This is a genomic window from Amycolatopsis sp. NPDC054798 (assembly GCF_053611505.1).
Genome location: NZ_JBSHAM010000081.1, coordinates 12,874 through 36,742 on the forward strand (window position 1 = coordinate 12,874; position 23,869 = coordinate 36,742).

At 65.5% G+C, this 23,869-nt stretch carries 27 protein-coding genes; 10 read left to right on the forward strand and 17 right to left on the reverse strand.

Going from position 1 to position 23,869, the window contains the following annotated elements:
* The first annotated feature begins 55 nt into the window (after nucleotides 1-55).
* Complete coding sequence (locus ACWGIC_RS34935) at nucleotides 56-784, forward strand: DUF4191 domain-containing protein (RefSeq protein ID WP_452080195.1); 729 nt, start codon at nucleotides 56-58, stop codon at nucleotides 782-784.
* A 99-nt stretch (nucleotides 785-883) separates the two neighbouring features.
* Here ACWGIC_RS34935 and ACWGIC_RS34940 read toward each other — a convergent pair whose 3' ends face one another.
* Nucleotides 884-1,369 (reverse strand): RDD family protein, encoded by a 486-nt coding sequence (locus ACWGIC_RS34940; RefSeq protein ID WP_452080196.1) that lies wholly within the window; start codon nucleotides 1,367-1,369, stop codon nucleotides 884-886.
* Nucleotides 1,370-1,541: 172 nt separating this feature from the next.
* Between ACWGIC_RS34940 and glnA the strand changes: the two genes are divergently transcribed.
* Nucleotides 1,542-2,966 (forward strand): type I glutamate--ammonia ligase, encoded by a 1,425-nt coding sequence (gene glnA, locus ACWGIC_RS34945; protein WP_452080197.1) that lies wholly within the window; start codon nucleotides 1,542-1,544, stop codon nucleotides 2,964-2,966.
* 155 nt (nucleotides 2,967-3,121) lie between these two features.
* Here glnA and ACWGIC_RS34950 read toward each other — a convergent pair whose 3' ends face one another.
* The 8 genes from ACWGIC_RS34950 to ACWGIC_RS34985 all read right to left on the reverse strand — a co-directional run bounded on the left by ACWGIC_RS34950 (nucleotide 3,122) and on the right by ACWGIC_RS34985 (nucleotide 9,694).
* Nucleotides 3,122-4,354: a tyrosine-type recombinase/integrase gene (locus ACWGIC_RS34950; protein WP_452080198.1), complete on the reverse strand. Its 1,233-nt coding sequence runs from the start codon at nucleotides 4,352-4,354 to the stop codon at nucleotides 3,122-3,124.
* Between the two features lie 35 nt (nucleotides 4,355-4,389).
* On the reverse strand, nucleotides 4,390-4,575 hold the full coding sequence (locus tag ACWGIC_RS34955) for a helix-turn-helix transcriptional regulator (protein ID WP_452080199.1): 186 nt from the start codon (nucleotides 4,573-4,575) through the stop codon (nucleotides 4,390-4,392).
* An 11-nt stretch (nucleotides 4,576-4,586) separates the two neighbouring features.
* Nucleotides 4,587-6,185, reverse strand: a complete 1,599-nt coding sequence (locus tag ACWGIC_RS34960; RefSeq protein WP_452080200.1) for a replication initiator — start codon at nucleotides 6,183-6,185, stop codon at nucleotides 4,587-4,589.
* The gene (locus ACWGIC_RS34965) at nucleotides 6,185-6,571 is read right to left on the reverse strand and encodes a hypothetical protein (RefSeq protein WP_452080201.1); all 387 of its coding nucleotides are present in this window, start codon (nucleotides 6,569-6,571) and stop codon (nucleotides 6,185-6,187) included. Before ACWGIC_RS34965 ends, ACWGIC_RS34960 begins: the two co-directional genes overlap by 1 nt.
* Complete coding sequence (locus tag ACWGIC_RS34970) at nucleotides 6,568-8,121, reverse strand: FtsK/SpoIIIE domain-containing protein (RefSeq protein WP_452080223.1); 1,554 nt, start codon at nucleotides 8,119-8,121, stop codon at nucleotides 6,568-6,570. The genes ACWGIC_RS34965 and ACWGIC_RS34970 overlap by 4 nt, the downstream gene beginning before the upstream one ends.
* 339 nt (nucleotides 8,122-8,460) lie before the next feature.
* Nucleotides 8,461-8,709: an AMED_5909 family protein gene (locus ACWGIC_RS34975; protein WP_452080202.1), complete on the reverse strand. Its 249-nt coding sequence runs from the start codon at nucleotides 8,707-8,709 to the stop codon at nucleotides 8,461-8,463.
* A complete protein-coding gene (locus tag ACWGIC_RS34980) occupies nucleotides 8,693-8,938 on the reverse strand; it encodes a hypothetical protein (protein ID WP_116201916.1) in 246 nt (81 codons plus the stop codon). The genes ACWGIC_RS34975 and ACWGIC_RS34980 overlap by 17 nt, the downstream gene beginning before the upstream one ends.
* Nucleotides 8,939-9,235: 297 nt before the next feature.
* Complete coding sequence (locus ACWGIC_RS34985; RefSeq protein WP_452080203.1) at nucleotides 9,236-9,694, reverse strand: hypothetical protein; 459 nt, start codon at nucleotides 9,692-9,694, stop codon at nucleotides 9,236-9,238.
* A 160-nt stretch (nucleotides 9,695-9,854) separates the two neighbouring features.
* Here ACWGIC_RS34985 and ACWGIC_RS34990 point away from each other — a divergent pair, with 160 nt between their 5' ends.
* The 5 genes from ACWGIC_RS34990 (at nucleotide 9,855) to ACWGIC_RS35010 (ending at nucleotide 14,582) form a co-directional block, all read left to right on the forward strand.
* Nucleotides 9,855-10,760, forward strand: coding sequence for a DUF5919 domain-containing protein (locus tag ACWGIC_RS34990; protein WP_452080204.1), 906 nt, complete (start codon nucleotides 9,855-9,857; stop codon nucleotides 10,758-10,760).
* Nucleotides 10,757-11,548 (forward strand): inositol monophosphatase family protein, encoded by a 792-nt coding sequence (locus ACWGIC_RS34995; protein WP_452080205.1) that lies wholly within the window; start codon nucleotides 10,757-10,759, stop codon nucleotides 11,546-11,548. Before ACWGIC_RS34990 ends, ACWGIC_RS34995 begins: the two co-directional genes overlap by 4 nt.
* Before the next feature lie 845 nt (nucleotides 11,549-12,393).
* A complete protein-coding gene (locus ACWGIC_RS35000) occupies nucleotides 12,394-12,912 on the forward strand; it encodes a hypothetical protein (RefSeq protein ID WP_452080206.1) in 519 nt (172 codons plus the stop codon).
* Nucleotides 12,913-12,974: 62 nt separating this feature from the next.
* Nucleotides 12,975-13,394 (forward strand): hypothetical protein, encoded by a 420-nt coding sequence (locus tag ACWGIC_RS35005; RefSeq protein ID WP_452080207.1) that lies wholly within the window; start codon nucleotides 12,975-12,977, stop codon nucleotides 13,392-13,394.
* Nucleotides 13,395-14,036: 642 nt separating this feature from the next.
* Nucleotides 14,037-14,582 carry a hypothetical protein gene (locus tag ACWGIC_RS35010; protein ID WP_452080208.1) on the forward strand — a complete coding sequence of 182 codons (546 nt, stop codon included), beginning with the start codon at nucleotides 14,037-14,039 and terminating at the stop codon, nucleotides 14,580-14,582.
* 363 nt (nucleotides 14,583-14,945) lie between these two features.
* Here the strand turns inward: ACWGIC_RS35010 and ACWGIC_RS35015 are convergent, their stop codons facing one another.
* From ACWGIC_RS35015 to ACWGIC_RS35025, 3 genes are read right to left on the reverse strand one after another with little or no spacing between them, the layout of a single operon-like run.
* Entirely contained in the window at nucleotides 14,946-16,109 is a 1,164-nt protein-coding gene (locus ACWGIC_RS35015; RefSeq protein ID WP_452080209.1) for a glycine C-acetyltransferase, read from the reverse strand.
* Nucleotides 16,106-17,065 carry an NmrA family NAD(P)-binding protein gene (locus tag ACWGIC_RS35020; protein WP_452080210.1) on the reverse strand — a complete coding sequence of 320 codons (960 nt, stop codon included), beginning with the start codon at nucleotides 17,063-17,065 and terminating at the stop codon, nucleotides 16,106-16,108. Before ACWGIC_RS35020 ends, ACWGIC_RS35015 begins: the two co-directional genes overlap by 4 nt.
* The gene (locus ACWGIC_RS35025) at nucleotides 17,062-17,895 is read right to left on the reverse strand and encodes a polysaccharide deacetylase family protein (RefSeq protein ID WP_452080211.1); all 834 of its coding nucleotides are present in this window, start codon (nucleotides 17,893-17,895) and stop codon (nucleotides 17,062-17,064) included. The genes ACWGIC_RS35020 and ACWGIC_RS35025 overlap by 4 nt, the downstream gene beginning before the upstream one ends.
* Before the next feature lie 126 nt (nucleotides 17,896-18,021).
* Between ACWGIC_RS35025 and ACWGIC_RS35030 the strand changes: the two genes are divergently transcribed.
* Nucleotides 18,022-18,921 carry a LysR family transcriptional regulator gene (locus ACWGIC_RS35030; RefSeq protein ID WP_452080212.1) on the forward strand — a complete coding sequence of 300 codons (900 nt, stop codon included), beginning with the start codon at nucleotides 18,022-18,024 and terminating at the stop codon, nucleotides 18,919-18,921.
* Here the strand turns inward: ACWGIC_RS35030 and ACWGIC_RS35035 are convergent.
* From ACWGIC_RS35035 to ACWGIC_RS35055, 5 genes are read right to left on the reverse strand one after another with little or no spacing between them, the layout of a single operon-like run.
* Nucleotides 18,915-19,625 carry a methyltransferase domain-containing protein gene (locus tag ACWGIC_RS35035; RefSeq protein ID WP_452080213.1) on the reverse strand — a complete coding sequence of 237 codons (711 nt, stop codon included), beginning with the start codon at nucleotides 19,623-19,625 and terminating at the stop codon, nucleotides 18,915-18,917. The genes ACWGIC_RS35030 and ACWGIC_RS35035 overlap by 7 nt on opposite strands.
* Nucleotides 19,622-19,954, reverse strand: a complete 333-nt coding sequence (locus ACWGIC_RS35040) for an ArsR/SmtB family transcription factor (RefSeq protein WP_452080214.1) — start codon at nucleotides 19,952-19,954, stop codon at nucleotides 19,622-19,624. The genes ACWGIC_RS35035 and ACWGIC_RS35040 overlap by 4 nt, the downstream gene beginning before the upstream one ends.
* A gap of 42 nt (nucleotides 19,955-19,996) precedes the next feature.
* Nucleotides 19,997-20,395, reverse strand: a complete 399-nt coding sequence (locus ACWGIC_RS35045) for an arsenate reductase ArsC (RefSeq protein ID WP_452080215.1) — start codon at nucleotides 20,393-20,395, stop codon at nucleotides 19,997-19,999.
* Entirely contained in the window at nucleotides 20,392-21,456 is a 1,065-nt protein-coding gene (arsB, locus tag ACWGIC_RS35050) for an ACR3 family arsenite efflux transporter (RefSeq protein ID WP_452080216.1), read from the reverse strand. The genes ACWGIC_RS35045 and arsB overlap by 4 nt, the downstream gene beginning before the upstream one ends.
* Complete coding sequence (locus tag ACWGIC_RS35055) at nucleotides 21,453-21,815, reverse strand: ArsR/SmtB family transcription factor (RefSeq protein ID WP_452080217.1); 363 nt, start codon at nucleotides 21,813-21,815, stop codon at nucleotides 21,453-21,455. Before ACWGIC_RS35055 ends, arsB begins: the two co-directional genes overlap by 4 nt.
* Nucleotides 21,816-21,891: 76 nt before the next feature.
* Here ACWGIC_RS35055 and ACWGIC_RS35060 point away from each other — a divergent pair, with 76 nt between their 5' ends.
* Both ACWGIC_RS35060 and ACWGIC_RS35065 read left to right on the forward strand, forming a co-directional pair.
* On the forward strand, nucleotides 21,892-22,341 hold the full coding sequence (locus tag ACWGIC_RS35060; protein WP_452080218.1) for an ArsI/CadI family heavy metal resistance metalloenzyme: 450 nt from the start codon (nucleotides 21,892-21,894) through the stop codon (nucleotides 22,339-22,341).
* 241 nt (nucleotides 22,342-22,582) lie between these two features.
* Nucleotides 22,583-23,794: an oxygenase MpaB family protein gene (locus ACWGIC_RS35065; protein ID WP_452080219.1), complete on the forward strand. Its 1,212-nt coding sequence runs from the start codon at nucleotides 22,583-22,585 to the stop codon at nucleotides 23,792-23,794.
* Nucleotides 23,795-23,869: the final 75 nt, after the last annotated feature.

Sequence of the window (23,869 nt, forward strand, 5' to 3'; positions counted from 1 at the left end):
CTCGCAGAGGGGGCCGACGGATTCCCGGCCGGGCACGCGGCCGTATCCTGGTCATATGGCGGGCAAGCAGGACAAGGAAGCGGCCAAGCAGGCCAAGCGGGAAAAGCGCGCTGCGAGCAAGGCCCGGCGCGGCCAGCTGTTCGAGGCGTTCAAGATGCAGCGCCGCGAAGACCCGATGCTCATCCCCTGGATGGTCGGTTCGATCGTGGTGGTCGCCGGTGTGCTGTTCGGCATCGGGTTCCTTTTCGACATCCAGTGGACGCTGCTGCCGCTGGGCATCGTGCTCGGCATCCTGCTCGCCGTGATCATCTTCGGCAGGCGCGTGCAGCGCACGGTTTACGGGAAGGCCGACGGCCAGCCCGGCGCGGGAGCCTGGGCGCTGGAGAACATGCGCGGAAAGTGGAAGGTCACGCCGACCGTCGCCGCGACGACCCAGCTCGACGCCGTCCACCGCGTGCTCGGCCACCCCGGCGTGATCCTCGTGGCGGAAGGCGCCCCGCACCGGGTGAAGAGCCTGCTCGCGCAGGAGAAGAAGCGCGTGTCCCGGCTGGTCGGCGACACCCCGATCTACGACGTGACGATCGGTCACGAGGACAAGCAGGTCCCGCTCAAGAAGCTGCAGTCGCACTTGGCGAAGCTGCCGCGCAACCTCAAGCCGGCCCAGGTCGACGCCCTCGAAGCGAAGCTGGCCGCCCTCGGCTCGCGCGGCGCGGCGATGCCGAAGGGACCGATGCCCGCGGGTGCGAAGATGCGGAACGTCCAGCGCACCATCCGCCGTCGCTGACGCTGCTTACCGAGAACCCCCGGCCCGCTGCGGCCGGGGGTTCTTTGTTTTTCGAAGCAAGCGGGTCCGGCCGCCGCCGTGCGCGTCTTCCGACCGGCGTCAGCGCATCCGGATGACGACGGTGTTGGTGACGCGGTCGAGCCAGTTGCGGCCGTCCGCGTTGCGCACCAGCGGCGGGAGCAGCAGCACGGTCAGCACCATCCGCACCAGCGCGCGCCACGCGCCGACCATCGCCGCGCCGTCGAGGCGGGCCACCCGGATGCCCAGTGCCGCCATGCCGGGCGTGAAGCCGAAGAAGGTGACCGGGATGACCGTGATGACCGCCCAGACCGCGCCCGCCCAGAGGTTGAACGTCTGCATCACGGCGGCGTCCTGCAGGTCGTAGCGCACGAACAGGGCCGTGATCAGCGAGGCGAGCACCAGGTCGAGCACCAGCGCGAGGAAACGCGGACCCCCGCCCGCCACCGCGCCCACGCCGGATTCGGGCAGGCCCATCGATTCGCCGCGCCACTTCGGAGCCTCGCGCGGGGCTGTGGTGGAGCCGTCGCCTGCGCCCGGCAGCCATTCACCCGTCCATCTCGCCACCCGTCCAGGGTATGCCGGTGGCGCGGACCACATCCGGCCTGGTCGACTGGGCAGTGGCGGCGGCCCGTTAACACCGGCGAAACATTCGGGTGACGGTCGGGCAACACCGCCCTCTTAGCGTGAGCCGAAGAGAGTACAGCCGCCGGTAACGAACGAGAAGGAGTCACCGAGGGTGCCCACTACTCCAGACGACATTCAGCGCCTCATCGCCGATGAGAAGGTGGAGTCCATCGACGTCAGGTTCTGCGACCTGCCGGGCGTCATGCAGCACTTCACGGTGCCCGCGAAGGCGTTCGACCTGGAGGCGTACGAAGAGGGTCTCGCCTTCGACGGCTCCTCGGTGCGCGGCTTCCAGTCGATCCACGAGTCCGACATGCTGCTGCTGCCGGACCCCGAGACGGCGCGGATCGACCCGTTCCGCAAGGCGAAGACGCTCTCGCTGAACTTCTTCGTGCACGACCCGTTCACCCGTGAGGCCTACAGCCGCGACCCGCGCAACATCGCGCGCAAGGCCGAGCAGTACATCTCCGAGTACGGCGTCGCCGACAACGTCTACTTCGGTCCCGAGGCGGAGTTCTACATCTTCGACTCGGTCCGTTTCGAGGACGCCGAGCACCTGTCGTTCCACGAGATCGACTCGGTCGAGGGCTGGTGGAACACCGGAGCCGACACCGAGGGCGGGAACCAGGGCTACAAGACCCGGTTCAAGGGCGGCTACTTCCCCGTCCCGCCGGTCGACCACTTCGCCGACCTGCGCGACGACATCGTCCGCCAGCTGACGAACTCCGGCTTCGAGATCGAGCGCGCGCACCACGAGGTGGGCACCGCGGGCCAGACGGAGATCAACTACAAGTTCAACACGCTGCTGCACGCCGCGGACGACCTGCAGCTGTTCAAGTACATCGTGAAGAACACCGTGTTCGCCGCGGGCAAGACCGCGACGTTCATGCCGAAGCCGCTCGCCGGCGACAACGGCTCGGGCATGCACTGCCACCAGTCGCTGTGGAAGGACGGCCAGCCGCTGTTCCACGACGAGTCCGGCTACGCGGGCCTGTCCGACACGGCGCGGCACTACATCGGCGGCCTGCTCAAGCACGCGCCGAGCCTGCTGGCCTTCACGAACCCGACGGTGAACTCCTACCACCGCCTGGTCCCGGGCTTCGAGGCCCCGGTCAGCCTGGTGTACTCGCAGCGCAACCGCTCCGCCTGCGTGCGCATCCCGATCACCGGCAACAACGCGAAGGCCAAGCGCGCCGAGTTCCGCTGCCCGGACTCCTCGGGCAACCCGTACCTCGCGTTCTCGGCGATGATGATGGCCGGGCTCGACGGCATCAAGAACAAGATCGAGCCGCCGGAGCCGATCGACAAGGACCTCTACGAGCTGCCGCCCGAGGAGGCCAAGAACGTCAAGCTGGTCCCGGGCGACCTCGGCACCGTGCTGGACACCCTGGAGCAGGACCACGACTACCTGCTCGAGGGCGGCGTCTTCACGCCCGACGTGATCGAGACGTGGATCCAGTACAAGCGCGAGAACGAAATCGACCCGCTGCGGCTTCGTCCGCACCCGTACGAGTTCTCGCTGTACTACGACGTGTGATCGGCGCGGGGCTGTGACCAGGCATTTCACTGGTCCGAGCCCCCGCCAGGCCGTCACCAGGCCGTCAAAGGTCAGCAGGTGACGACCCACAAGACACGGGACGGCGGTCGAGGGGATTCCCCGACCGCCGTCCCGTTCTTTGTGCCCTTGTCGTTTCACGCGGCGTCTTTCCGGCGGAACACCTCATCGATGGCCCGCCGGGTCCGCTCTGAACTCGTCGGCATGAGGTGCGTGTAGACGCGGAGGGTGAACGCCGGATCGGCATGACCGAGGTACTCGGCGAGTGCCCGGATGCTCTCCCCCGCATCTAGAAGTGCCGACGCGTAGAAGTGCCGGAGCGCATGAAACCCTTCGGCCCGGCCTGGCGCTTCCACCCCTGCCTCCCGAAGAGCAGGTTTCCAGGTGTGGTGGTTGAACGAGTGCCGGTGAAGCTGGTTGCTCTCCCGGGTGTAAACCAGCAACCGCACCGTGACCGGCTTGCCATCCGGCACCTCCCACGGAAGCGTCACAGCCAACGGCGGGAACCGCTTCATGTGCTCCTTGATCGCCGTCCGGACCTCCGTCGACAGCGGCACTTCCCGCGTCTTGCGATGTTTGGGCAGCGCGAAAACCATCCGACCGCGAACGATCTTGACCTGACGTTCGACTTTGAGCATGTCGGAGTCCTCAGCCATATCGTCCGGGGACCAGCCGAACACTTCCCCTTGCCGGAGTCCGCAACCTGCACCGAGCGGCACCATGACGCCGTAACGATCGCCGAGTGCCTTCCGCACCGCGTGTACCCGCTTCTCCTGCCAGGGAACGACTTTCGGATACTCGCCGCGCGGTTTGGTGACCGACTTGGCGTTGCACGGGTTCTTGTTGATCCGTTCGTCGTCGATGGCCGCAGCGAAGATTGCCGAAACATTGGCGAAGATCGTCCGACGGTAGGTCTCGGCCAGCCCCTTCTTTTGCAGCCCGCGATCCCACTCACGGATCGTGGACGGACGGATAGCAACCAGCGACTTGTCACCGAGCACCGGGTAGACGTGCAGCTTGAGCCGAAACTCGGTCCCTTCCCGACTTGATTCGTCGAACGTCTGAGAATTGAGCCAGCTCTCCCCAAATTCACGGAATGTCACACGCCCTGCTTCCGGGTCGAGGTAGGTTCCCTGGTTCTTGTCGTTCTCGACCTTGTGCAAGAAGTTGCGAGCCGCAGTCAACTGCCGGTCCGCGAACATCTTGGATCGCTCCCGCTTGCCAGGGTCCAAGTACCGGACCTTGTACCGCAGGCCGGTACCGTAAATCTCGGTCTTCTCCTTGACCGGGTTACCCTTGCTGTCTAGCACAGGCTTTTCGGTCTCCGGGTCGATCTTGGTCCGATACCAGCGATCTTGGATATGCCCCATGACGCACTTCTCCTCTGAGTTGAATTGGGAATTGTTCAGGCCGTGTCGGCGAACCAGTTCCGAACTTCGACCGGGTCATAGCGAAGGTGCTTTCCCATCTTTCGCCCTGGCGGGCCGTAGTTGCGCTTCCTCCACGCGCGCAACGTTTCGACCGAAACACGCAAGAAGGCCGCTACGTCGTCGAGCGTCCAAAGCGGGTCGATCGCACGCACGTTGTCCATGGCTCCCCCTTTCACGCTGCGATCTGAGTTGCCGAAATTTCCGGCGGACTGGCGGCGAGTAGTGCGCGGTCGTATTCGGCTTTCCAGGCGATGCGTTCGGCGATGGCGTGCATCACCAGGTGCGGCCTCGGTGGCACATGCGGGTCGGCGGCGTCGACCTTGCGCCAGACGAGCCGGGCAGGATCGGGTTGCGGCTTCTCAATTCCCACCGCTGCGAGCGCATCCAGGACGAAGCCGCGCCGGTCGGCCTTGTGGTCCACGAGCGTCTTGCCCGACCACTTCCGCGACACCAGCACCCGACGCCCCGGCAGGCCGAGCGTGGTCCGCCGGTGCGCCCGGCCTTTGCAGTGCCCCGGGGTGGTCTTTCCGTTGGCCCCCTTGGGTTGGATGCCGTAGAGCAGCCACACCGCGCACCGAGGGGAACAGGGCGTGATAGCCAGCTCGGCGAACAGCCGGTCGTGGTGGTCAGCCAGCGCCGCCGTGTCGGCCTCGACCACCTCACCAGTGGACTTGGTCAGGTACTTCGTCAAGTAGCCGATATGGCGGCCAGCCTCTTCACTCCCGCCGAGGATGCCCTTGGAATGCACCTGCCGCCCGAAAGTCGCCACATGCGCCGGAGTCTCAACCTGCTCTACCGCCTGGTCCCAGGACACCAGCGGCTCTCGGGTGACGGGATCGACGAACCCGCGTTCCGGACCGTCCCAGGCGGGCATCCGGTCGACATAGACGATCTCGTCGTGATTCGGCCACCAGACCTGGTGATAGGTGGCTTCGGTGACCTGCCGAATCACCTCGTGCGGCACCGTTCCCCGGATCGCTGTGTGCAGGTGCGGCGCGGTCCGCTTCTGCGGCTCCACGGTCGCGAAGTACTGCACGTCCCAGCCCACGACCCGGCGCAGGTTCTGCCACCACCGATCCACCAACGCCGAGAAATGCACTGCATCCCGCGCCGCCCGCCGATAGTCATAGCCAGCCGGATTCACCGGCGAACCGTCACCGCGGACCGGCCCATAGGTGTCGCAGGTCAGCGTGACGAACATCGACGGCCGGAACCGCCCCGCGTACTCCCGCCCCACCGTGGTCTTGGCGACCTTGCGCCGAGGAAGGTTCGGCGCGTCCTGCCGCCGCTTCGTCGACCGCTTCACCGCCTTCCTGGTCGGCAGGTCGACCGAGGGCAGACGGCCCCGGACGCCGAGTTGCCGAAGTTCTTCGTCGACCCCTCGGATTTCCTCTCGCAGTTCCTCAGCCTCAGCAGGGTCGCGGTCGGCGACCTCTCGGTATGACGCGACGAGGTCCGCCCGGAATGTCAGTAGCTCCGTCTGGTCCTCGGTGGGCTCGTCCGACCCGAGATCGGGTTCCTCCGTCATGTGCCAGCCTTCGCGGCACTGGACTTGCCGCAACGCCTTGGCTTTCCGCGCGCACGGCAGGCACACCGATTCCACAGTGGACCCGCACGGCACCGGCACGTATCGAATCTCGCCGGTGTCCTGGTCGCCGACCTCCATCGTGAACGGACGTACGCACACGCCGTGTTTCTCTGCTGTGGCGCGGATGACGTCGTCGGCAAGGGGTGCTCGCATTCGCTCCGCGCGCGTGGTCGTGTCGCTCATCAGGCAGCCACCTCCCCGGGCGTAGTCCAGTCCCGCAGCAGATACACCGGCATGGTTTGTTTCGCGCCCGCAGGAAGATCCGGGAAGGTGCGAGCGTCGAACGGGACCGCGCCGTAGACCCGCACCGGGATTCCGCACGGGGTGCGTCCGGTGATCGAGAGGTGCACCGAGTCGCCTTCTCGCACGCGCCAGAGCGAGGCCGTGACGTCGTCGAGAGTGTTCGCCCAGACCAACAGGGCACGGGCGACCTCGGGCAGCCCGTCGACGTCGGGTTGCACCGAGATCGGTCGGGACCAGGCCGAGACGTCCAGGGCCGCGACCGGCGGGAGCTGGTGCAGGTCGAGGTGGTCCCGGATCGCGTCGAGGAAGACCATCAGCGAATTCATGCCGCCACCCCCTGCACTCGGGAGCGCAGATCGGCACTGCCGCCGTTGGTGACGTAGCCCTCCAGTGCCTTGACCGTCTCGTCCGACACCCAGCCCGCACGGACACGCAGCGGCTCGCGGATGCCTTCGCCCCACACGTAGCCGACACCGGCTTCCGAGTCACCGATCCGGTTCGCCCACGCACCGCGTTCGTACGCACCGTCGCCGAGCACCATCCCGACGTGGTTCTTGGAGGTCACGCGCAGGCAGACGCGGCGGGTGAACAGCTCCCGCACCGGAACCGTGTCCTTGGTCGGTTCCTGGACGTAGCCGCGGACCGAGATCCCGAGCGCCCGCCCCTGCGTGGTCAGCAGTGCGACGCGTTCAACGATCGCATCCCGCGTCTTGCGGTCGGTGTACTTCGTCAGTGCGCCGATCTCGTCGAACTCCAGCAGCTCCAACGGATGCTCCGTCGACACGGGGATCGTGCGCACGCGCCCGGAGAAGGCCCGCTTCCGCGATTTCATCTCGTCCACCAGGCCGTCAAGCACCTCCAGCGCGTCCTTGCCCGACACCGCGTAGCGGGCGAAGATCCCGCGCCCGTAGGCGAGTTCCATCCCCTTCGGATCAATCCCGGACATCCGCACCACACCCGAACGGATCGCCGACGCGGCCGAGACCAGCGGGCACCACATCACCGAGTTCTTGCCCGCGCCCGACGCACCAGCCGTCAGGATGTGCGCACCAGCGCCGAGCAGCGGAACGTGCCACGCCTTGCCGTACTCGGTCCGGCCTGCCCACACGTTGCGCAGGTCAACCCCGCCGGCCTCGGCACCGTCCGGCAGAGGCAGGCACGACACCACCGAGGACAGCCGGTCATGCCGCTGGAAATCGATGGAGACAACGTTGGGTTCCAGCTCCCGCACCTGGCATCGCGCGACCTTCCGCGCCACCGCCAAGGCCCGTGCGGCCTCGTCGAAATCCTCCGGCTTCTGACCGGGCACCAGCTCTACCCGCACCTCGTCCCACGAGGCACCGGAACGGACCTTGCGCACCTTCGGCGTCCGGGCCGACGACGTCCCAGCCGATGTGCGGGTCAGCGTGCGACGACGACCGACAAGGTTCACATTGACCACGACTGGCAACGCTTCGTCCCGCACCGACAGCCCACAGGCGTGCAGCCAGGCCGGAAGCTTGCGGCCGTAGACGAACCACCTCGCCCACCACGAGCGCAGGAACCGCCAGCACCACTGGTCGAACGACACTGGGCCGATCAACCGCCACACGCCCAGCACGAACCCGACCCCACCGAGAACGCAGACGAGCGAGACCCAGCCCGCCAGTTCGCACCACACATAGATCCCGACCACGGCCAGGCTGGTACGCCACCGCGTCACCACCTGCGCCAACACCCAGACGGCGGCCTTGCACAACCACCACAGGGCGACAAACACCACCGCAGCAGCCGCCAGAACCTCCAGCACGGACGCCAGCGCCCGGCCGATCTTGTGCAGCACCCACACACCCAGGCCCAAGAACCCAAGGGCCGCAGTCAAAAACCCGGTCGACATGTGCATCACCGACCACCCCGCACCGAGGACAGGTCGAGCGGCAGCACGCCCAAACACGTGGCGCACTTCGTCTCTCCGGGCAGCAGTTTCGCAAATCGCTTACAGGAACCGCAGCGCGTCCGGGTGACCCCCGTTGACACGCAACGCTTGTCATCGTTTAGCGTTGTCATTGTTCACTTCCGCTGGTTGTGGACAGCGCAGGAGCGGCAAGGTTGGTAGCCGGGTTCCGCTTCTGCGTCTTACGGGTCACGCACACCTGAACGAGGACGTGCTTCATCACCACACGTCCGAGCATGCGTTTTTCTTACTGGTGTTGAATTTTTCTCCGTCTAATGTGGACTATTTCTTTCCGGGTTCACCTTCCTCGGACGGGGAGGAAAGCCGCGCCGCTTGACGTTCTTCGTAGTCCGCCCAGTACAGGGCTTCGTGGTGATGCCAGCGGTCATAGTCCGCGACAGTCCGATACATCCCCGCGTTCGTCAGATGGAAAGCCACCCATTCCGAACGAGCGGCATTGGACGCGGGACGCCGGGACCTCGCCGCGTTGTGCGCGTCTTCCAGCGTCGCCGGTTCAGTCTTGGTCGTCATGCGCCTGCCCTGCCTGTCCGTCGAGGACGGCCGCCAGTTGGTCCGCGCCGTCGCGGAGTTGGCGAAGGAACGTCGCGAACGCCCGCCACTGCGTCGGGTCGGTCGGCGGGGTGATCGCCAAGCTGTCCTTGTCGAGGTAGAGGACCAAGCCCGGCAGGGTTTCCGGGCCACTGGCGTGCATTCCCGCCACCGCTTCCGGGCCAGGCGTCCAGGTCGCGTTGAACGGCACCGTCTTGTCCTTCCTTGTGCTGCCAATGACGTGCCTGATCCTCGAATGCCTCAGCCGCGGACTCGATCGCCGCCAACATCCACCAGGTCAGGTCTTGACGCTCCGCCGCGATCGCCCGCCAGGCCTCAGCGACGACCCACGAAGCGTGCGCCATGACAGACGCCGCCTCGTGGTCGCCCTGACCCGCACGAGCCGCGAATTCCGATGCGGCACCGTACTTGCGGTACGCGTCCTCCCACGCCTTCACTGATTTCTTGGTCACCATTGCGACTCCCAGTCAGGTCGCCGTCAGCGCCGTCACGCGGCCTTAGCCGTCTGCTCCTGCTGCGCCGATCGCGCCGACTTCGACCCGCCACCGCTCGCAACCGCCCTGAAGCCCGTCGCGCGGTAGACGTAGGACTGGTACTTGAACTCGCCATTGCCCGCGACGCGCGGTTCCGCCGTCAGCCCCTCCAACTCGATCGGCCGCATCCCCGGCAGAACCTCACTGGTCGTCGGCACCGGCTGAACGTCCGCCAGGAACGTCACCTCATACGACGCCCGCTTCGCGTTCGGCTCGCTCGGGTCAGTAACCGTCACCTTCCACTGGCGCTTACCCGTCGACTCATCCACCCGCTGCCGAGCAGGCCGACCCGCTGCCCGGTCCTCTCGCGACTGGTACTCGTTGTCCGGCGACACCTCGCCAACCATCACCAAACCCTGCGGGAACGCCTCGTCGAACTCGACCGGGAACCGAAAGCCCTTGCTGATCGCCATGTTGGATTCACCTGCTTCACCGTTGTGTCCCGCCTCACTGGCGGCTACGTACACAATCGGCTGACCAGGAGTTTCATCGAGATGGCGCGGCGGTCTCGTCTTGAACTTCTGACCATCATCGAGTCTCGTCTTTGTCTCATCCGCCTGCTACGGTGGTCGCATGGCGGACCACGACGCGGGACCGGTGACCGAGAAAGCGAACGTGCTCAAGGTGCTGCTCAAGCAGCGGCACCTACAGGGCCATCGGGCGTTCTGCCGCGAGTACGACAAGCACGCCGCCAAGATCGACGACACGTTGAAGGGCGGCTATCCCAGCAAGGCGCAGTTCTACCGGTGGCTTTCCGGGGACGTCCGCGGCCTGCCCTACGCCGACCACTGCCGGATCCTGGAGAGCATGTTCCCCGGGTGGACTGCCGAGCAGCTGTTCCAGGAACACACCGGGGGAATCGGGTTCGTACCCGAGCCACCGTCGACCAAGCCTGTTGCACCCGCTGCGCCGCCGGTTGCTCGCGCTGAGGGCATGGCCGATGTGACCGCCGTTTTCACCACGCGGCCCGAGTTCAGCCACGAGATGCCGCCGCACCGGCTGTTCGATGATGCTGACTCGATCAGCATTGTCGGGCTGTCGCTCAACGCCCTGTGCCAGCAGTACTCCGACCGGTCGCTCATGGAACTGCTGGAGAACGGCACCACGGTCCGCGCACTGTTCCTCGACCCCGCTGGGGAGTACATCAAGGCGCGCGAACGCGAAGAGGGTCACCCGCCGGGCGTTCTCGCCACGTTGACGACGCTGAACACGCAGACCTTGCAGCGTCTCCAGTCCAAGCTCAGCCCCTCCGCGCGAGAGAATTTGCAGATCCGCACGTACGACGAGCCGGTGCGGTTCAACATCACCGTCATTGACAACGACACGTGCGTAGTCCAGCCCTATCTACCGGACGCGCGAGGTGTCGAGTCGCCGACGCTGGTCATGGAACGGCAGGCAGGCAAGCCCGCCGGCCTTTTCGACACGTTCGCCCAGGTCTTTGAGTCCATGTGGGCGCGCTCGACGGAGGTCACCGCGTGAAGAACGACGACCTTGACGCGATGCTCGCTGTGGCGCAAGAAGCCGTAGAAATCGGCCGAAAACTCATGACCACCCAAGGCCCAGGTGAGGTCCATGCCAAAGGAGACCGCGACCTCGTTACTGATCTAGATCTTCGGATCCAACGAGAGGTCCGGGCGTTCCTGGAACGCGCCACACCGGAAATCGGCTTCCTCGGAGAAGAAGAAGGCGGCGGCACCATTGACCCGAGCACACCCCAAGTCTGGGCACTGGACCCCATCGACGGCACGTCCAACTTCGCACACGGCATACCGCTCTGCGCGACCCAGCTAGCACTTGTCAACCACGGCAAACCCGTGGTTGGTGTCGTCGTCGCCCCGTTCCTGGACCTCAGCTATTCCGCGGTTGAAGGGGCAGGCGCGTACTGCAACGGCCAGGCGATCCAAGCCAGCACCAACGACAGTCTCACCCGCGCCATCGTCTCCCTCGGCGACTACGCCACCGGCACCGGTGCGACGGAGAAGAACCGCCGCCGGTTCTCTGTAACCCAAGCCCTAGCCGAGAACGTAGAGCGCGTCCGCATGTTCGGGTCGGCGGCGCTCGACCTCACATTCGTCGCCGAGGGCCGCACAGACGCATGCGTCATCCTGTCCAACAAGCCATGGGACACCGCAGCCGGTGTACTCGTCGCACGCGAAGCCGGTGCTTATGTCACAGACGCCTCAGGCGCGCAGCACACCACCGGCTCTGCCGAGACCGTTGGGGCATCGTCAGCGATTCACCGCGCGTTGACGACAGTTCTCAGCTGACCGCTAGCGGCAACCATCGGTCGGACGAAGACGTCGAGCAACGTCGCAGACGACGTGTTCAGAGTTTCTTTTCTTGTTCAAGGCGGCCCCTGCGGCGCCGCTCGGCCCCAGCTCTCTTTGCCCCGGCCAAGCCCTCGCCGGGGCGTGCGGGCTGACGCCCGGTCCCCGGCGAGTCGGCCGGGGCCGGAAGGCCGATGACCACGGTGGGCCTGATCGAGAAGACCAATGTCCTCGCCGGACGGGCAGGTCTCCGAGATGGCCGGCGGGGGAGCACCGGTCGCGTCCGTGAGCGGCCTGTCGCCATCCCGTCGACCTCCCGGAGGGCTTATCGCACCGCGTCAAGGGGGCGACTCTCAGAGGCAGGCTCAGCAGGGCGGAAGGTGCCCCCTTGACCCGGCGCGATCGGGCGTTGCCAGGTCGACGAGATGGCGAAGAGGCCACCCACTTGAGGGTTGATCGACAAGCCAGTGTGGAGCTGCCCCAGGCCGATCAGCCTGTTGCGTACTCGCAACACATGTTGTATAGTTCCAACATGGGCAGGCACCCTCACAAGGAGATCCGCAAGGCGATCGCTGAAGCTGAGGCGAGCGGACTCCCTGTGACCGAGGCTAAGGGTCACACGTGGGGACATGTCACCTGTCCCTGTGGCCGGAAGATCGCTGTGTACTCAACCGGCCGCGATCAGGAACGTGGTGCCAAGCTGATTTTGAGCTTCGTTCGAAACCATAAAAGTCACACGGTTTAACACTTACAATTTAATTCTTGCACCTGCGCTTGCACACATGAAACCAGAAACTAAAACCTAGAAACTGAAAATGAATGAACCGCACCGGAGGTTCCGCACTATGAACTACGAATTTACTCTCGTAGTCGATCGGGATCCTACTGACCAGACCTACGCTGACGCCCTCTTCGAGGCATCCGCGGGAGACCTTGTCCCTGAAGGCGGGGGTGCTGACCAGAACGTTGTACACGTCACCGCAGAAGCATTTACCCTCGCTAAGGCTATCTCCGAAGCAATGCGCACAGTTGAATCCACTGGCCTGGACGTCGTTGGGGTTCGATCTGGTGATCTCGTGTCACTGAAGGACATCGCCGCTAGGACTGATCGCAGCTATGAATCTGTGCGATTGCTGGCCGCAGGCCAACGCGGACCCGGGGGCTTCCCTGTCCCTATGTCGACGGGCCAGTGGGCGCTCTACTCCTGGGCTGAGGTCGCACTGTGGCTGTCAGCGAACTATGGCACCGATGGGCCGGGAACCTACGATCGTGAGATCGCCGCAGTGGACCACCTGGTTCGGGCGCGCCGCATGCTGGCCGGGGACGAGCACCGCGCAGAGTTGGCTGAGCTAGTCAACGTGTGAGGTGCAGTGTCGACCTCGGAGTGGTCAGAGGAAGGTCTGTAGTCCCACTTCAGGAGTCCTCGGTGGATGGTTCGACGGTCGTCGCTGTAGCTTCCGCAGCGATATCGCTGGTAGCAATGGGAGTCTCAACCTGGCAGGGTATCTCAGCGCACCGCTCAGCAGGAACCGCAAAAAGACAAGCGGACTCTTCGCAACAGGCGGCTGATGCCGCCGAACGTTCAGCTGCTGCCGCCGAAGCCGTCAACGAGGCCCAGCAGCGCGCCCAGGACGAGGCCGAAGGGCCACACTTTCAGTGCGTACTCGGGGCCGTCGTCGACCAGTCAGAGGATGTCGACGTCGAGATCATGATGATTGACGGCCCTCAGCTCAAATCTGTAGCAGTCGAAGCGATCGGCGACACGACCGGCGTTCGACGCAAACCGGGCGAGCGTAGACATCCCTTTGATGTCGCTTTGGGTGCCATGAAGGAACATGTCCGATAAGCGGTAAATGTAGGACTCGAACGCCTTGGCATCGTCGATACGATCACCCTCCGAATCGCCTGCGTGGAGGACGGCGGGCGCGGACGACGCTGGGAACGGACCTACCGCCTTGCAGACGCTCACCGCCGCTGAGCACGCAACATTTATGCAAGATGCCGTCACCAACTGACGACCAACGATCACCGCCGACAGCAGTATTTCCTTTGTGGCGCAAGGCCTTTGCGCTCGATCCACAGGTCAGGAGATCGGACCGTAAGGTCAAGGGGTGGTCGGTTCAAGTGCGACGACGCGGCACGCCGTCCTGTCCGGTCGAGAGTGTCGCGAAGGCAAGATCAATCCACGGTTTACCCCCGGATTTCGACGCCATGCGACGACCGGTAACACCGATCAACCAGTAGTTGCGTTTGCTAATGTCGCAGGTAGCAGACAAGGACGGCAGCGGACGATCAACGTCGCCCACTGCCGCCCGAAGATCGATTCGTTGAAGTCAACATCGTCCTGCTGCCGAACTTAGCTCTATGGGATCAAGGCGGCGCGCAAGCGCGCCGCAGCCGGGGAACCGCTCGGCCTCCGCTCCGCTCCGGCCGGCGGCCCCGGCATGCGGCATTGCAACACCGATGACCACCAGAGCGACTTACCGGCATGTTCAAGATCGTGCTTACGGCGTTGGGCCTGGTGCTTTCGGTCGTAGGCATCTGCCTTGCCGCAGTTGCCTACGCGTCGACCAACCGGGAGCACGGCACAGAGCCCATCTGGCCAGCGCTCAACCGCTCTCTCACCATCATTCGAAGTCTCGTACGCCGCTTACTGCGCCGCAATCGCGATGTCACGCTTCACGACGCAGTCGGAGCTATCAGGGTTTCGGGTGGCATCGCCCAGGGCGAAGGCACTGTGACAGGCGGTAACGCCCCCGCCAGCCTGCCTCTGGACGAGCAACTTCGCTGGGTCGAACGACGTATCGAGCGAGTCGAGATGGCAGCGGCGCAGGAGGTGAGTCGGCGGAGCAGCGCCGTCCACGCCCTGCACACAGCCATCGGTGAAACAGAGCGGAAGATTCGGCAGGTCGAACATGCAAGCCGGGAGCTTGCTCGTTCCGTGGCGGTTGGAACCGTCAGGCTCCAGATCGCCAGCCTGCTCTTCGTCGGCGGTGGGACGGTTGCCCTCGCCATCCCAGGATTCATGCCGTAACACTCGGTGGCCGTTCCTCGCAGGCGATCGTTTAACACCAGTCCGCCGGCATCAAGGGCACCTGCGGCGTCGCTGCGCGATGAGCTGCGCTCCCCCTTGACCCCAGCAGCCTGGTGCTAACAGCGGCAGAGGCGAGGAAGACGGGGGCGGACTGCCACCGCGTCAGGCCGTCTCCAGGCCGTCAGACGTCCGCCAGAGTTGACCATGAACGACCAACGACGACCGATAACTGGCAGGTCAGCAGGGGTACGGACGATCAGCCCGCAGGCAGACGCCGGGTCGTGGCAGACCTACGACGTGTGATCTGAACCTGCACTCCGCGAATGGCCCGTCAGCATCTCGCTGGCGGGCCATTCGCGTTGATCAGCCGCGCGCCGCAACGAACGCGTCGACGCACCGCTCGATGTCTTCCCGCGAATGTCCCGAAGAAATCTGCACCCGAATGCGGGCCTCGCCCAGCGGCACCACTGGATAACTGAACGCCGTCACGAACACGCTGTACCGAAGCATTCGTTCAGCGATCCGGACGGCCTCCCCCACGTCGCCGAACATGACCGGCACGATCGGATGTTCCCCCGGCAGTAGGCGGAAACCCGCGTGCTCCATCCGAGAGCGAAAAGCCGCCGTGTTCCGGTGGAGCACCGCGCGCCGAGCAGGGTCGGTTGCCAACGACAAGGCGGCCAGGGCACCTGCCACGATGGCGGGCGGGAGGGCGTTGGAGAACACGTACGGGCGGGAACGCTGCCGCAGCAGTTCCACGATCTCGGCATGACCGCTGACATAACCGCCGGAAGCGCCTCCGAGGGCTTTGCCGAGCGTGCCGGTCACGATGTCGACTCGTTCGCGCACGCCCAGCAGTTCGGGGGTTCCGGCTCCGGTCGGGCCGAGGGTTCCGACGGCGTGCGAGTCGTCGACCATCACCAGGGCGTCGTAGCGGTCGGCGAGGTCGCAGATCTCTCGCAGGGGCGCGATGGAGCCGTCCATCGAGAAGACGCCGTCGGTGACGATGAGGCGGCGGCGGGCGTCTGACGTCGAGGCCAGCTGGGTTTCGAGGTCTGGCAGGTCGCGGTAGCGGTAGCGGCGTGCCGTTGAAAGCCGGATGCCGTCGATGATTGAGGCGTGGTTGAGTTCGGCGGAGATTACGGCGTCACGCTGGTCGAGCAGGGTTGCGAACACGCCGCCGTTCGCGTCGAAGCACGAGGAGTACAGGATCGTCGCCTCGGTTCCCAGCAACGCTGACAGGCGCGCTTCCAGTTCGACGTGCTGGCTTTGTGTGCCGCAGATGAAGCGGACGCTCGCCATTCCGAAGCCCTGGGTTTCGAGTGCGCGTTTGGCGGCGTCGACGACCGCGGGATGGTCGGCCAGGCCGAGATAGTTGTTGGCGCAGAAGTTCAGGGCTTCCGTTCCGTCGACGACAATCCGCGGCGATTGCGGCGAGGTGAGCTGGTGCTCGGTCTTGTACAGGGCTGCGGTTCGGAGTTCGTCTAGGGCGGCACGCAAGTCGTTCCGGACGGACGCGTAGGTCATGTTCGCGGCCGGAACTGCTGGACTTCGCGCCGGCTGCCGTCCCAGCCGGTTCGGTGCAGCCAGTCTTCGAAGGTCATCAGTCCGGGGTGGAGGCGGCGCAGCAGGGCGAGGTCGCGGTCGTGAGTGGCGAGGTCGTGTTGCTGGAAGAAGCCGAACATCCCGGCGTAGTCGTGGCCGACGTCGGGTATTTCGGTCCGGAGAGAGTCGAGTGGCAGATCTTTGTAATGGGCGGGTGTTCCGGTCACGCGCTCGAAGATCTCGGCGATTTCGGTGCCGGTGAGGCTGTCTGCGGAGACCGCTAGATCGCGTGCGCCCCAGGATTGCCAGTGTTCCAACATGTGCACTGCGAACCAGGCGATGTCGGTCAGGGCGATCATGGGGTACCGGCCGGAGCCGAGGGGCAGGGTGAAAACCACGGCCTCGTCTCCCTCGGCGGCGGGTGACAGGCGTGACTGGAGGTTTTCGAAATACGGCGAGGTCACCAGGATCGAGACATGCTCGGAATACCAGCCGTCCGATTCGCGCCGCATCATTTCTTCGGAACGGTGGAGCTGGATGTGCGCGGCGACGGCGGCTTTGGCTTCGTAGTGCGGCACGAGAACGCGCCCGGCGGTCAGCGTCGCGGCGCTGTCCAGCGACGACCACACGAAGCGGTCGACGCCGTGTTGCCGGGCTGCTTCGAGGATGGCCGTGCCTTGGGTGAACTCGGCTAGCGGGCTTTTGGTGGAGAAGAAGTCGGTGTTGCAGAAGACTCGCGACACACCGGTCAGCGCGGCTTGGACACTTCCTGCATCACCTCGGACCAGCCGGACACGGTCGTGCGCCAGAGCTGCTGCGCGTGGTGAATCCGGGTCGCGGGTGAGCACCGTGACTTCATCGTCGGTATCGGCGAGGAGCCGCGTGACGACCCGGCTGCCCATGGCTCCGGTGCCGCCGATAACGAGGGTGCGAGTCATGATGCTGCCTTCGCGGTGTCGAGTACGTGGTCGGCGAGCTGGTGATGGGTGGCGATCCAGACGTCGTCGCGTACACGCGAGATCTGCTGGAGCAGTTGTTCGAATTGGTCGGCGAAGTGCGGTCGCCCGCCAACGTGTGCGTGGACGGTCAGGTTGAGGATGCCTGGCGTCGGTTGGCGGAGGAGGTAGTCGAGAAGGTCGACGTGGATGTCCCGGTACGCACGCGGGCCTGCCATTACGCCGCGCACGTCGGTGAAGTCGCTGTGCATGAGGTACACCAAGGGGCCTGCGGAGGTGGTCGTGACGTAGGGCAGGTCCCGGTCGCTGTGATCGCCGGACCAGAGGTAGCCGGCTGCGGCGAGCAAGGCGGGGGTGTTGCGGGAGGCGGTTGCTCGCGGGCTGAGCCAGCCGGTCGGGCGGGAGCCGGTGACCTGCCGCAGAATCTCGGTGCAGCGGCTGAGGTTTTCCGCTTCGGCATCGGCGCTGAGCTGTCCGGGGATGACGTCCTGGGCATAAGAATGCGCGGCGATTTCGTGTCCGGCGGCGTGCGCGGCCAGCACGGGTTCGGGATGTCGTTCCGCGAGAAGGCCGCTGACGCCGAACGTGGCTGACATCTCGTAGCGGTCGAGAATGTCGAGAAGCCGCCACGCTCCTGTGGTGGCCCCGTAGTCAGCCCACGACATGCTGTGCTGGCACTCCACCTCGGGCAGCGGCCAAGCGGCGGCCATCGGCGCGTAGACCGGCCACCGGCCGTCGGACCACGACTCCAGTGCGACGCAGATCTTCACCGCGACCTTCTTGCCTTCCGGCCAAGCTCGCACAGGTGCCATGGGAATTCTCCGCTTCTGTCCGTCGGAATGGTCCTCACGGTAGCCGCGGGCGGGCGTTTCATTTAGCCTCGTCGGCGGAGAGGATTTATCCACACGATGCATAAGCCAGAAGTCACGCTCGATCGAATGCGCACGTTCGTCCGGGTCGCCGAAAGCGGCAGCTTCTCCGCTGTCGCGCGGGATCTCGGCGTCGGCCAGTCCACCGTCACCCGGCACGTGGCCGACCTGGAGGAAGCGCTCAAGGTCTCCTTGTTCAGCCGCACCACCAGAAGCATTTCGCTGACGGACGAGGGCCGCCGCTATTACGCCCGCGCCACGGAGATCCTGCGCCTGGTCGAGCAGGCGCGGCAGGAGGTCGAAGACGCCAAGGCCGGTGCGTCCGGAAAGGTGCGGGTATCGTGTTCGGCCTTTTTCGGGGTCATGCATCTGAGCCGGCTGATCTTCGAGTTCCAGGATCGCTACCCGGACATTCGCGTCGACTTCGTCCTCACCGACGAACGTTCGGATCTGGTCCGCGACGGCGTGGACGTCGCCATCCACATTGGACCGCAGCCGGACAGCGAACTGCGTTTGCGTCCGCTCGGGGTGGCGCACCAGATCCTCGTCGCGTCACCGGATTACCTCGCGCGGCGCGGGACACCCGAGTCGCCAGAAGAACTGTCGGCGCACGACCTGATCCGCCGGACGAGCGTCGCCAAGAGCGGCGAGCTGACGCTCATCGACGAACAGGGTGCCGCGCACGTCGCGACCTTCACGCCTCGGCTGCGGGTCGATCACGGCCTTGCCGCCCGGGAGGCGCTGGTCGCAGGTCGCGGGATCTCGCCGGTGCCGCGGTGGCTGGTTGACGATCTTCTTCGGGACGAGGTGCTGCAGGCGGTGCTTCCTGAGTACAGCTGTGCGCCGTTGCCGTTGAATCTGCTTGTCGTGCCTGAGCGGGCGGAGCTGACCCGGGTTCGGCTTTTGCGCGACTTTCTCGCGGAGCAGATCACCCGGATTCCGGGGGTGGGGCCGATTCTTCGTCAGTGAGGCTTGTCGGCGCGGATGATTGCCGAGTACAGCTTGGGTCCGACCTCGTGGGTGCGCCGGACGTCCACGTTCTCGAGTCCTGCCGAGTGCAGCAGGGCGCGGTAATCGTCGGCGGTGAGTGCTCCGCCAAGGCATTCCTCGTCAGCGGCGGCGCGCTCCGCGTCGGTCAGAGTTTCGCCGGCAATGAGGTCGGTCACCCCGAGGCGGCCGCCGGGACGCAAAACCCGAGCGATCCCCGCGAAGACAGCGGGTTTGTCCGGCGACAGTGCGATGACGCAGTTGGAGATCACGACGTCGACAGCGTTGTCCGGCAAGGGAATGTCTTCGATCGTGCCCTTGACGAACTCGACGTTCGCGAGACCTGTCTGCGCGGCGTGCTGCCGGGCGAGGGCGAGCATTTCGTCGGTCATGTCGAGGCCGATGGCGCGGCCTTCAGGTCCCACGCGCCGGGCGGAGAGCAGGACGTCCAAGCCGCCGCCGGAGCCGAGGTCGAGGACAGTTTCGCCGGGGCGCAGGTCGGCGACGGCGAGCGGGTTTCCGCAGCCGAGGCTGGTGGCCGCCACTGTTTCGGGGACGGCTTCCTCGGCGTAGTGCACCACGCCGAGGCGTTCGGAGTCCGACAGCAAGCCGGTGGGTTCGCCGGCCAACGCTCGTCTTGCGGCCTTGGCGTAGCGTTCGCGGACCGCGTCCTGGTCTGGCCTCATTCTGTTACCTCGCAAGCGATATCGGCGAAGGAGACGGCCGCGCGGCCCATGACGACGTCGGCCGCGCTGGGGAAGCAGGACAAACACCGCTCGTTCACCCGGTACAAGCGGGCGGTGCCGTGCGGTTGCACGAGGACGAACCGGGCTTCGGTCAGGATCTTCAAATGCGCGGAGACAGTCGATTGGCTCACGCTCACCTGCTCGACGATCTCGCCGACCGGGAGCGGGCGGCCGGCGGAGGCGATCAGGTGCAGGATCTGGACGCGCGTCGGATCCGCGAGCGCGCGGAACCATCCGGCGTAGGTCTCCGCGGTAGCACGGTCCAGCACGGCACCCTCCTTCATCGTCTATCGACGATAGACGATGAAGGGTCAGTTGACCAGTTCGGCGAGCAGAGCCTGGACCCTCCGGTCGATCTCGTCCCGGATCGGACGGACCTGCTCGACCGGGAGGCCCGCCGGGTCGTCGAGCTGCCAGTCGAGGTAGCGCTTGCCGGGGAAGACAGGGCAGACGTCGCCGCAGCCCATGGTGATGACGACGTCGGCGGATTGAACGCCCTCGGTGGTCAAGGGCTTGGGAAACTCGCGGGAAAGATCGATGCCGAGTTCGGCCATGGCCGCGACGACCGCGGGGTTGAGCGAGTCGGCTGGCGCGGAGCCTGCCGAGCGGACGACGACCCTGCCGCGGGCGTGATGGTGCAGCAGACCGGCGGCCATCTGCGAGCGCCCGGCGTTGTGCACGCAGACGAAAAGAACTTCAGGGGTGGTCATGGCGAAACCTCCGCGGTGGCGAATCGGCGCCGGAGCGCGAGAGACACGTAAACCAGGGCGACGAGCACCGGGACTTCGATGAGCGGTCCGACCACTCCGGCGAGCGCTTGTCCGCTCGTAGCACCGAAAGTGGCGATCGCGACCGCGATGGCGAGTTCGAAGTTGTTGCCCGCCGCGGTGAACGCCAGGGTCGTGGTCCGTTCGTACGACAGGCCGATCGCCTTGCCGACCGCGTAGGATCCGGCCCACATGAGTCCGAAGTAGACCAACAGCGGCAGTGCGATCCGAGCGACGTCGAGCGGGCGGCTGGTGATCTGGTCGCCCTGCAGCGCGAAAAGGACCACGATGGTGAACAGCAGTCCGTACAGCGCGATCGGGCCGATCTTGGGCAGGAAACGGGATTCGTACCAGGTACGTCCCTTCGCACGTTCGCCCAGCCGGCGGGACAGGTAACCCGCGAGCAACGGGATGCCCAGGAAGACCAGCACGCTCTTGGCGATCTGCCACGCGGAAACGCTCAGATCGGCTTGCGGAAGGCCGAGCCAGCCGGGCAGCACGGCGAGGTAGAACCAGCCGAGGACGCCGAACATAACGACCTGGAACACCGAGTTCAGCGCGACCAGCACGGCGGCGGCTTCCCGGTCTCCGCAGGCCAGGTCGTTCCAGATGATCACCATCGCGATGCAGCGGGCGAGGCCGACGATGATCAGCCCGGTCCGGTATTCCGGCAGGTCGGGCAGCAGCAGCCAGGCGAGCGCGAACATCAGCGCCGGGCCGATCAGCCAGTTCAGCACCAGCGACGGCCACAGCAGCCGCCGGTCGGCCGTCACGCCGCCGAGCCGGTCGTAGCGGACTTTCGCCAGCACGGGGTACATCATCACGAGCAGCCCGAGCGCGATCGGCAGCGAAATCCCGTCGACCGAAACCGCGTTCAGCACCCCGCCGAGGCCGGGGATCCACCGGCCGGCCAGCAGTCCGAGCACCATCGCGGCGGCGATCCACACCGGAAGGAAACGATCCAAAGTGGACAGTTTACCGACCACGCCGGTTTCCGCCGTCATGCCAGCGCCTCCGCGCCGCCCGGGACCAGCACCGCCGAAAGCCGGGCGAGAACCTCGGGGTGGACGCGGTAGTAGACCCAGGTGCCGCGCCGCTCCCCGGTGATCAGCCCGGATTCGCGCAGCACCTTCAGGTGGTGGGAGATCGTCGGGCCGGTCAGGTCGAACGCGTCGGTCAGGTCGCACACGCACGCTTCGCCGCCCGCGTGGGACGCGATCAACGACAGCAACCGCAGCCGCACCGGGTCGGACATCGCCTTGAACAGCTTCGACAGGTCTGTGGCCTGCTCCTCGGTCAGCGGCTCGCGTGCCAGCGGGGAACAGCACGCCTCCATCGCGGCCAGCGGCAGTTGCTTCGACATACGTCTATCTTGACAGATCTCTAGATAGACAGCAATCTAGGTCTTGTTTCGACAGTCATCTATTCAAGGAGGACCGATGTCCCGAGTTCAGCTCGCCCTGCGCGTCGGAGACCTGGCCGGTTCGATCGACTTCTACTCGAAGCTGTTCGGCACCGAGCCGGCCAAGCTCCGGCCCGGTTACGCCAACTTCGCCGTCGCGGAGCCCGCGCTCAAGCTCGTGCTCCTGGAAGGCGAGCCCGGTCAGGCCACCGTCCTGGACCACCTTGGCGTCGAGGTCGAGTCGACAGAGGAGGTCAACGAGGCCAGCAAGCGCCTCACCGGGGAGGGACTGGAGACGTTGACCGAGGACGACACCACCTGTTGCTACGCCGTGCAGGACAAGGTGTGGGTGCACGGTCCCGGGCAGGAGCCTTGGGAGGTCTACACCGTCAAGGCGGACTCCCAGACGTACGGCTCCGACAGTGCCGCACTCGCCACGTGCTGCACATCCGATGAGGCTGCCAAGCCGGAGGGTTGCTGCGCCTGACTGACGATCGGCGGCAGCGGAACGTACGGCTTGTCCCGTTGCCGCCGAGACTCGAAGCGAGGTCTGCCGCGCTCGCCGCCCCGGCGTTGATCCGGAGCGGCGACACCTCTTGCCACCAGCCGACCGGCACCGTTATGTTAATGAGAAATCACTTCTTCCGAGACTGTCGACACGGGGCGCGAGCGAGCCCCTGGCCGGTGATGGGATGGCAACGACGCCTACCAGAGAGGCAGACAAGTACATGGAGAATCTCAGCCGAAGGAAGGTGCTGACCCTCGGCGCGGCGTTGGGCATCGCGGGCATGGCGGGCACCACCGGTACCGCGTGGGCGTGGTCGGGCAAGGGGTCCATCGCCGGGAGCGACACCGGGGCTGATCCGTTCCAGGTGTGGGACGACACCGCGGACGCGGTCGCCAAGGCGTTGCTGGCCGAGGGCAAGGTGCCGGCGGTCAATACGGCTTGGAAAGGCTGGATCGACAACAACGCGCCGTTGCCCGCCGGCATGCCGGATTACCTGGTCGCGTATCTGCGGCAGGTCAACAAGCTGCCGTCGTGGGCGGATCCGGCGAAGCTTGCCGCTTCGGAGAAGCTTTATACCCGGTTGAGCAGTTATCTGTTCGTCTCGGAGACTCTCGGCAGCGGGATCATGAGCACCGTCATTCCGCGGGAGGCGCGGGCGGTTTACTGGTCAGCTGGCGGTGCCGACATGAAGCAGCGAGCGGCCAAGACATTCACTTTTGGTTACGACCTGCACAATTCGAAGGCTTGGGCTCCGGACGGGCATTTCATCGTCACGGCCAACAAGACGCGGCTGGTGCACGCCGCGGTACGGAACTTGCTGCCGACGTCGGCGAAGTACCAGTCGGGAGCGGATCAGCCCAAGCCGATCAGCAACGGCGACATTCTCCGGACGTTCCATTCCGTAGCGACGTACGCGCGCAGCAACATGCTCAAGTGGCACATCGCGTTGTCGGACGCGGAGCAGGAAGCGGACCTGCATGCCTGGCAGGTCGCCCTGTATCTGCTTGGCGTGCAGGAGCAGTTCATTCCGCAGACCTGGGCGGACGCGGAAGCGCAGGCGCAGCACATGTTGTGGCCGGTGCTCGGACCGACCGACGAAGGGGTCAGCCTGGCGAAGACGTTGCTCGGGTATATCGAAAAGCCTACGCTCGGACTTGATTCCGGGTTCGTCAACGAACTGGTGCGGTATTTGCTCAACGACCAGATGGGCGACTGGCTCGGACTCCCCCGCGACTACGCGCAGGCGGCCTTGGTGCGGATCGAATGGCCCGCGTATGTGGCGTTCCGCGAGGGGGCGTCCAAGATCATGCCGGGCAGTTTCTATCTTTTCGATCAGTTCGTGCGCGGCATTTCGATGCTGTACCTCAACAACGGGACCTCGCCGACGCAGACGCCGATCACGCTCCCCACGGCGAATCGGCCAGGTGCTTAATGCGGAGTGCTTCCGCAGAGGTCCGTGAGGGGAACCCTGAGGGAATTAAATTTGAGAACGGGTTCCCCACCCGAC

Coding starts and splice junctions, on each gene's coding strand:
- ACWGIC_RS34955 (WP_452080199.1), bottom strand. CDS start 4,575: ATGGACAACGTGCGTGCGATCGACCCGCTTTGGACGCTCGACGACGTA.
- ACWGIC_RS35065 (WP_452080219.1), top strand. CDS start 22,583: ATGGAGAATCTCAGCCGAAGGAAGGTGCTGACCCTCGGCGCGGCGTTG.
- ACWGIC_RS35010 (WP_452080208.1), top strand. CDS start 14,037: ATGTTCAAGATCGTGCTTACGGCGTTGGGCCTGGTGCTTTCGGTCGTA.
- ACWGIC_RS34970 (WP_452080223.1), bottom strand. CDS start 8,121: ATGTCGACCGGGTTTTTGACTGCGGCCCTTGGGTTCTTGGGCCTGGGT.
- ACWGIC_RS35020 (WP_452080210.1), bottom strand. CDS start 17,065: ATGACTCGCACCCTCGTTATCGGCGGCACCGGAGCCATGGGCAGCCGG.
- ACWGIC_RS34935 (WP_452080195.1), top strand. CDS start 56: ATGGCGGGCAAGCAGGACAAGGAAGCGGCCAAGCAGGCCAAGCGGGAA.
- ACWGIC_RS35035 (WP_452080213.1), bottom strand. CDS start 19,625: ATGAGGCCAGACCAGGACGCGGTCCGCGAACGCTACGCCAAGGCCGCA.
- ACWGIC_RS35060 (WP_452080218.1), top strand. CDS start 21,892: ATGTCCCGAGTTCAGCTCGCCCTGCGCGTCGGAGACCTGGCCGGTTCG.
- ACWGIC_RS35025 (WP_452080211.1), bottom strand. CDS start 17,895: ATGGCACCTGTGCGAGCTTGGCCGGAAGGCAAGAAGGTCGCGGTGAAG.
- arsB (WP_452080216.1), bottom strand. CDS start 21,456: ATGACGGCGGAAACCGGCGTGGTCGGTAAACTGTCCACTTTGGATCGT.
- ACWGIC_RS34975 (WP_452080202.1), bottom strand. CDS start 8,709: ATGACGACCAAGACTGAACCGGCGACGCTGGAAGACGCGCACAACGCG.
- ACWGIC_RS35030 (WP_452080212.1), top strand. CDS start 18,022: ATGCGCACGTTCGTCCGGGTCGCCGAAAGCGGCAGCTTCTCCGCTGTC.
- ACWGIC_RS35055 (WP_452080217.1), bottom strand. CDS start 21,815: ATGTCGAAGCAACTGCCGCTGGCCGCGATGGAGGCGTGCTGTTCCCCG.
- ACWGIC_RS34965 (WP_452080201.1), bottom strand. CDS start 6,571: ATGAATTCGCTGATGGTCTTCCTCGACGCGATCCGGGACCACCTCGAC.
- ACWGIC_RS35000 (WP_452080206.1), top strand. CDS start 12,394: ATGAACTACGAATTTACTCTCGTAGTCGATCGGGATCCTACTGACCAG.
- ACWGIC_RS34985 (WP_452080203.1), bottom strand. CDS start 9,694: ATGGCGATCAGCAAGGGCTTTCGGTTCCCGGTCGAGTTCGACGAGGCG.
- ACWGIC_RS34950 (WP_452080198.1), bottom strand. CDS start 4,354: ATGGGGCATATCCAAGATCGCTGGTATCGGACCAAGATCGACCCGGAG.
- ACWGIC_RS35015 (WP_452080209.1), bottom strand. CDS start 16,109: ATGACCTACGCGTCCGTCCGGAACGACTTGCGTGCCGCCCTAGACGAA.
- ACWGIC_RS34960 (WP_452080200.1), bottom strand. CDS start 6,185: ATGAGCGACACGACCACGCGCGCGGAGCGAATGCGAGCACCCCTTGCC.
- ACWGIC_RS35045 (WP_452080215.1), bottom strand. CDS start 20,395: ATGACCACCCCTGAAGTTCTTTTCGTCTGCGTGCACAACGCCGGGCGC.
- ACWGIC_RS34990 (WP_452080204.1), top strand. CDS start 9,855: ATGGCGGACCACGACGCGGGACCGGTGACCGAGAAAGCGAACGTGCTC.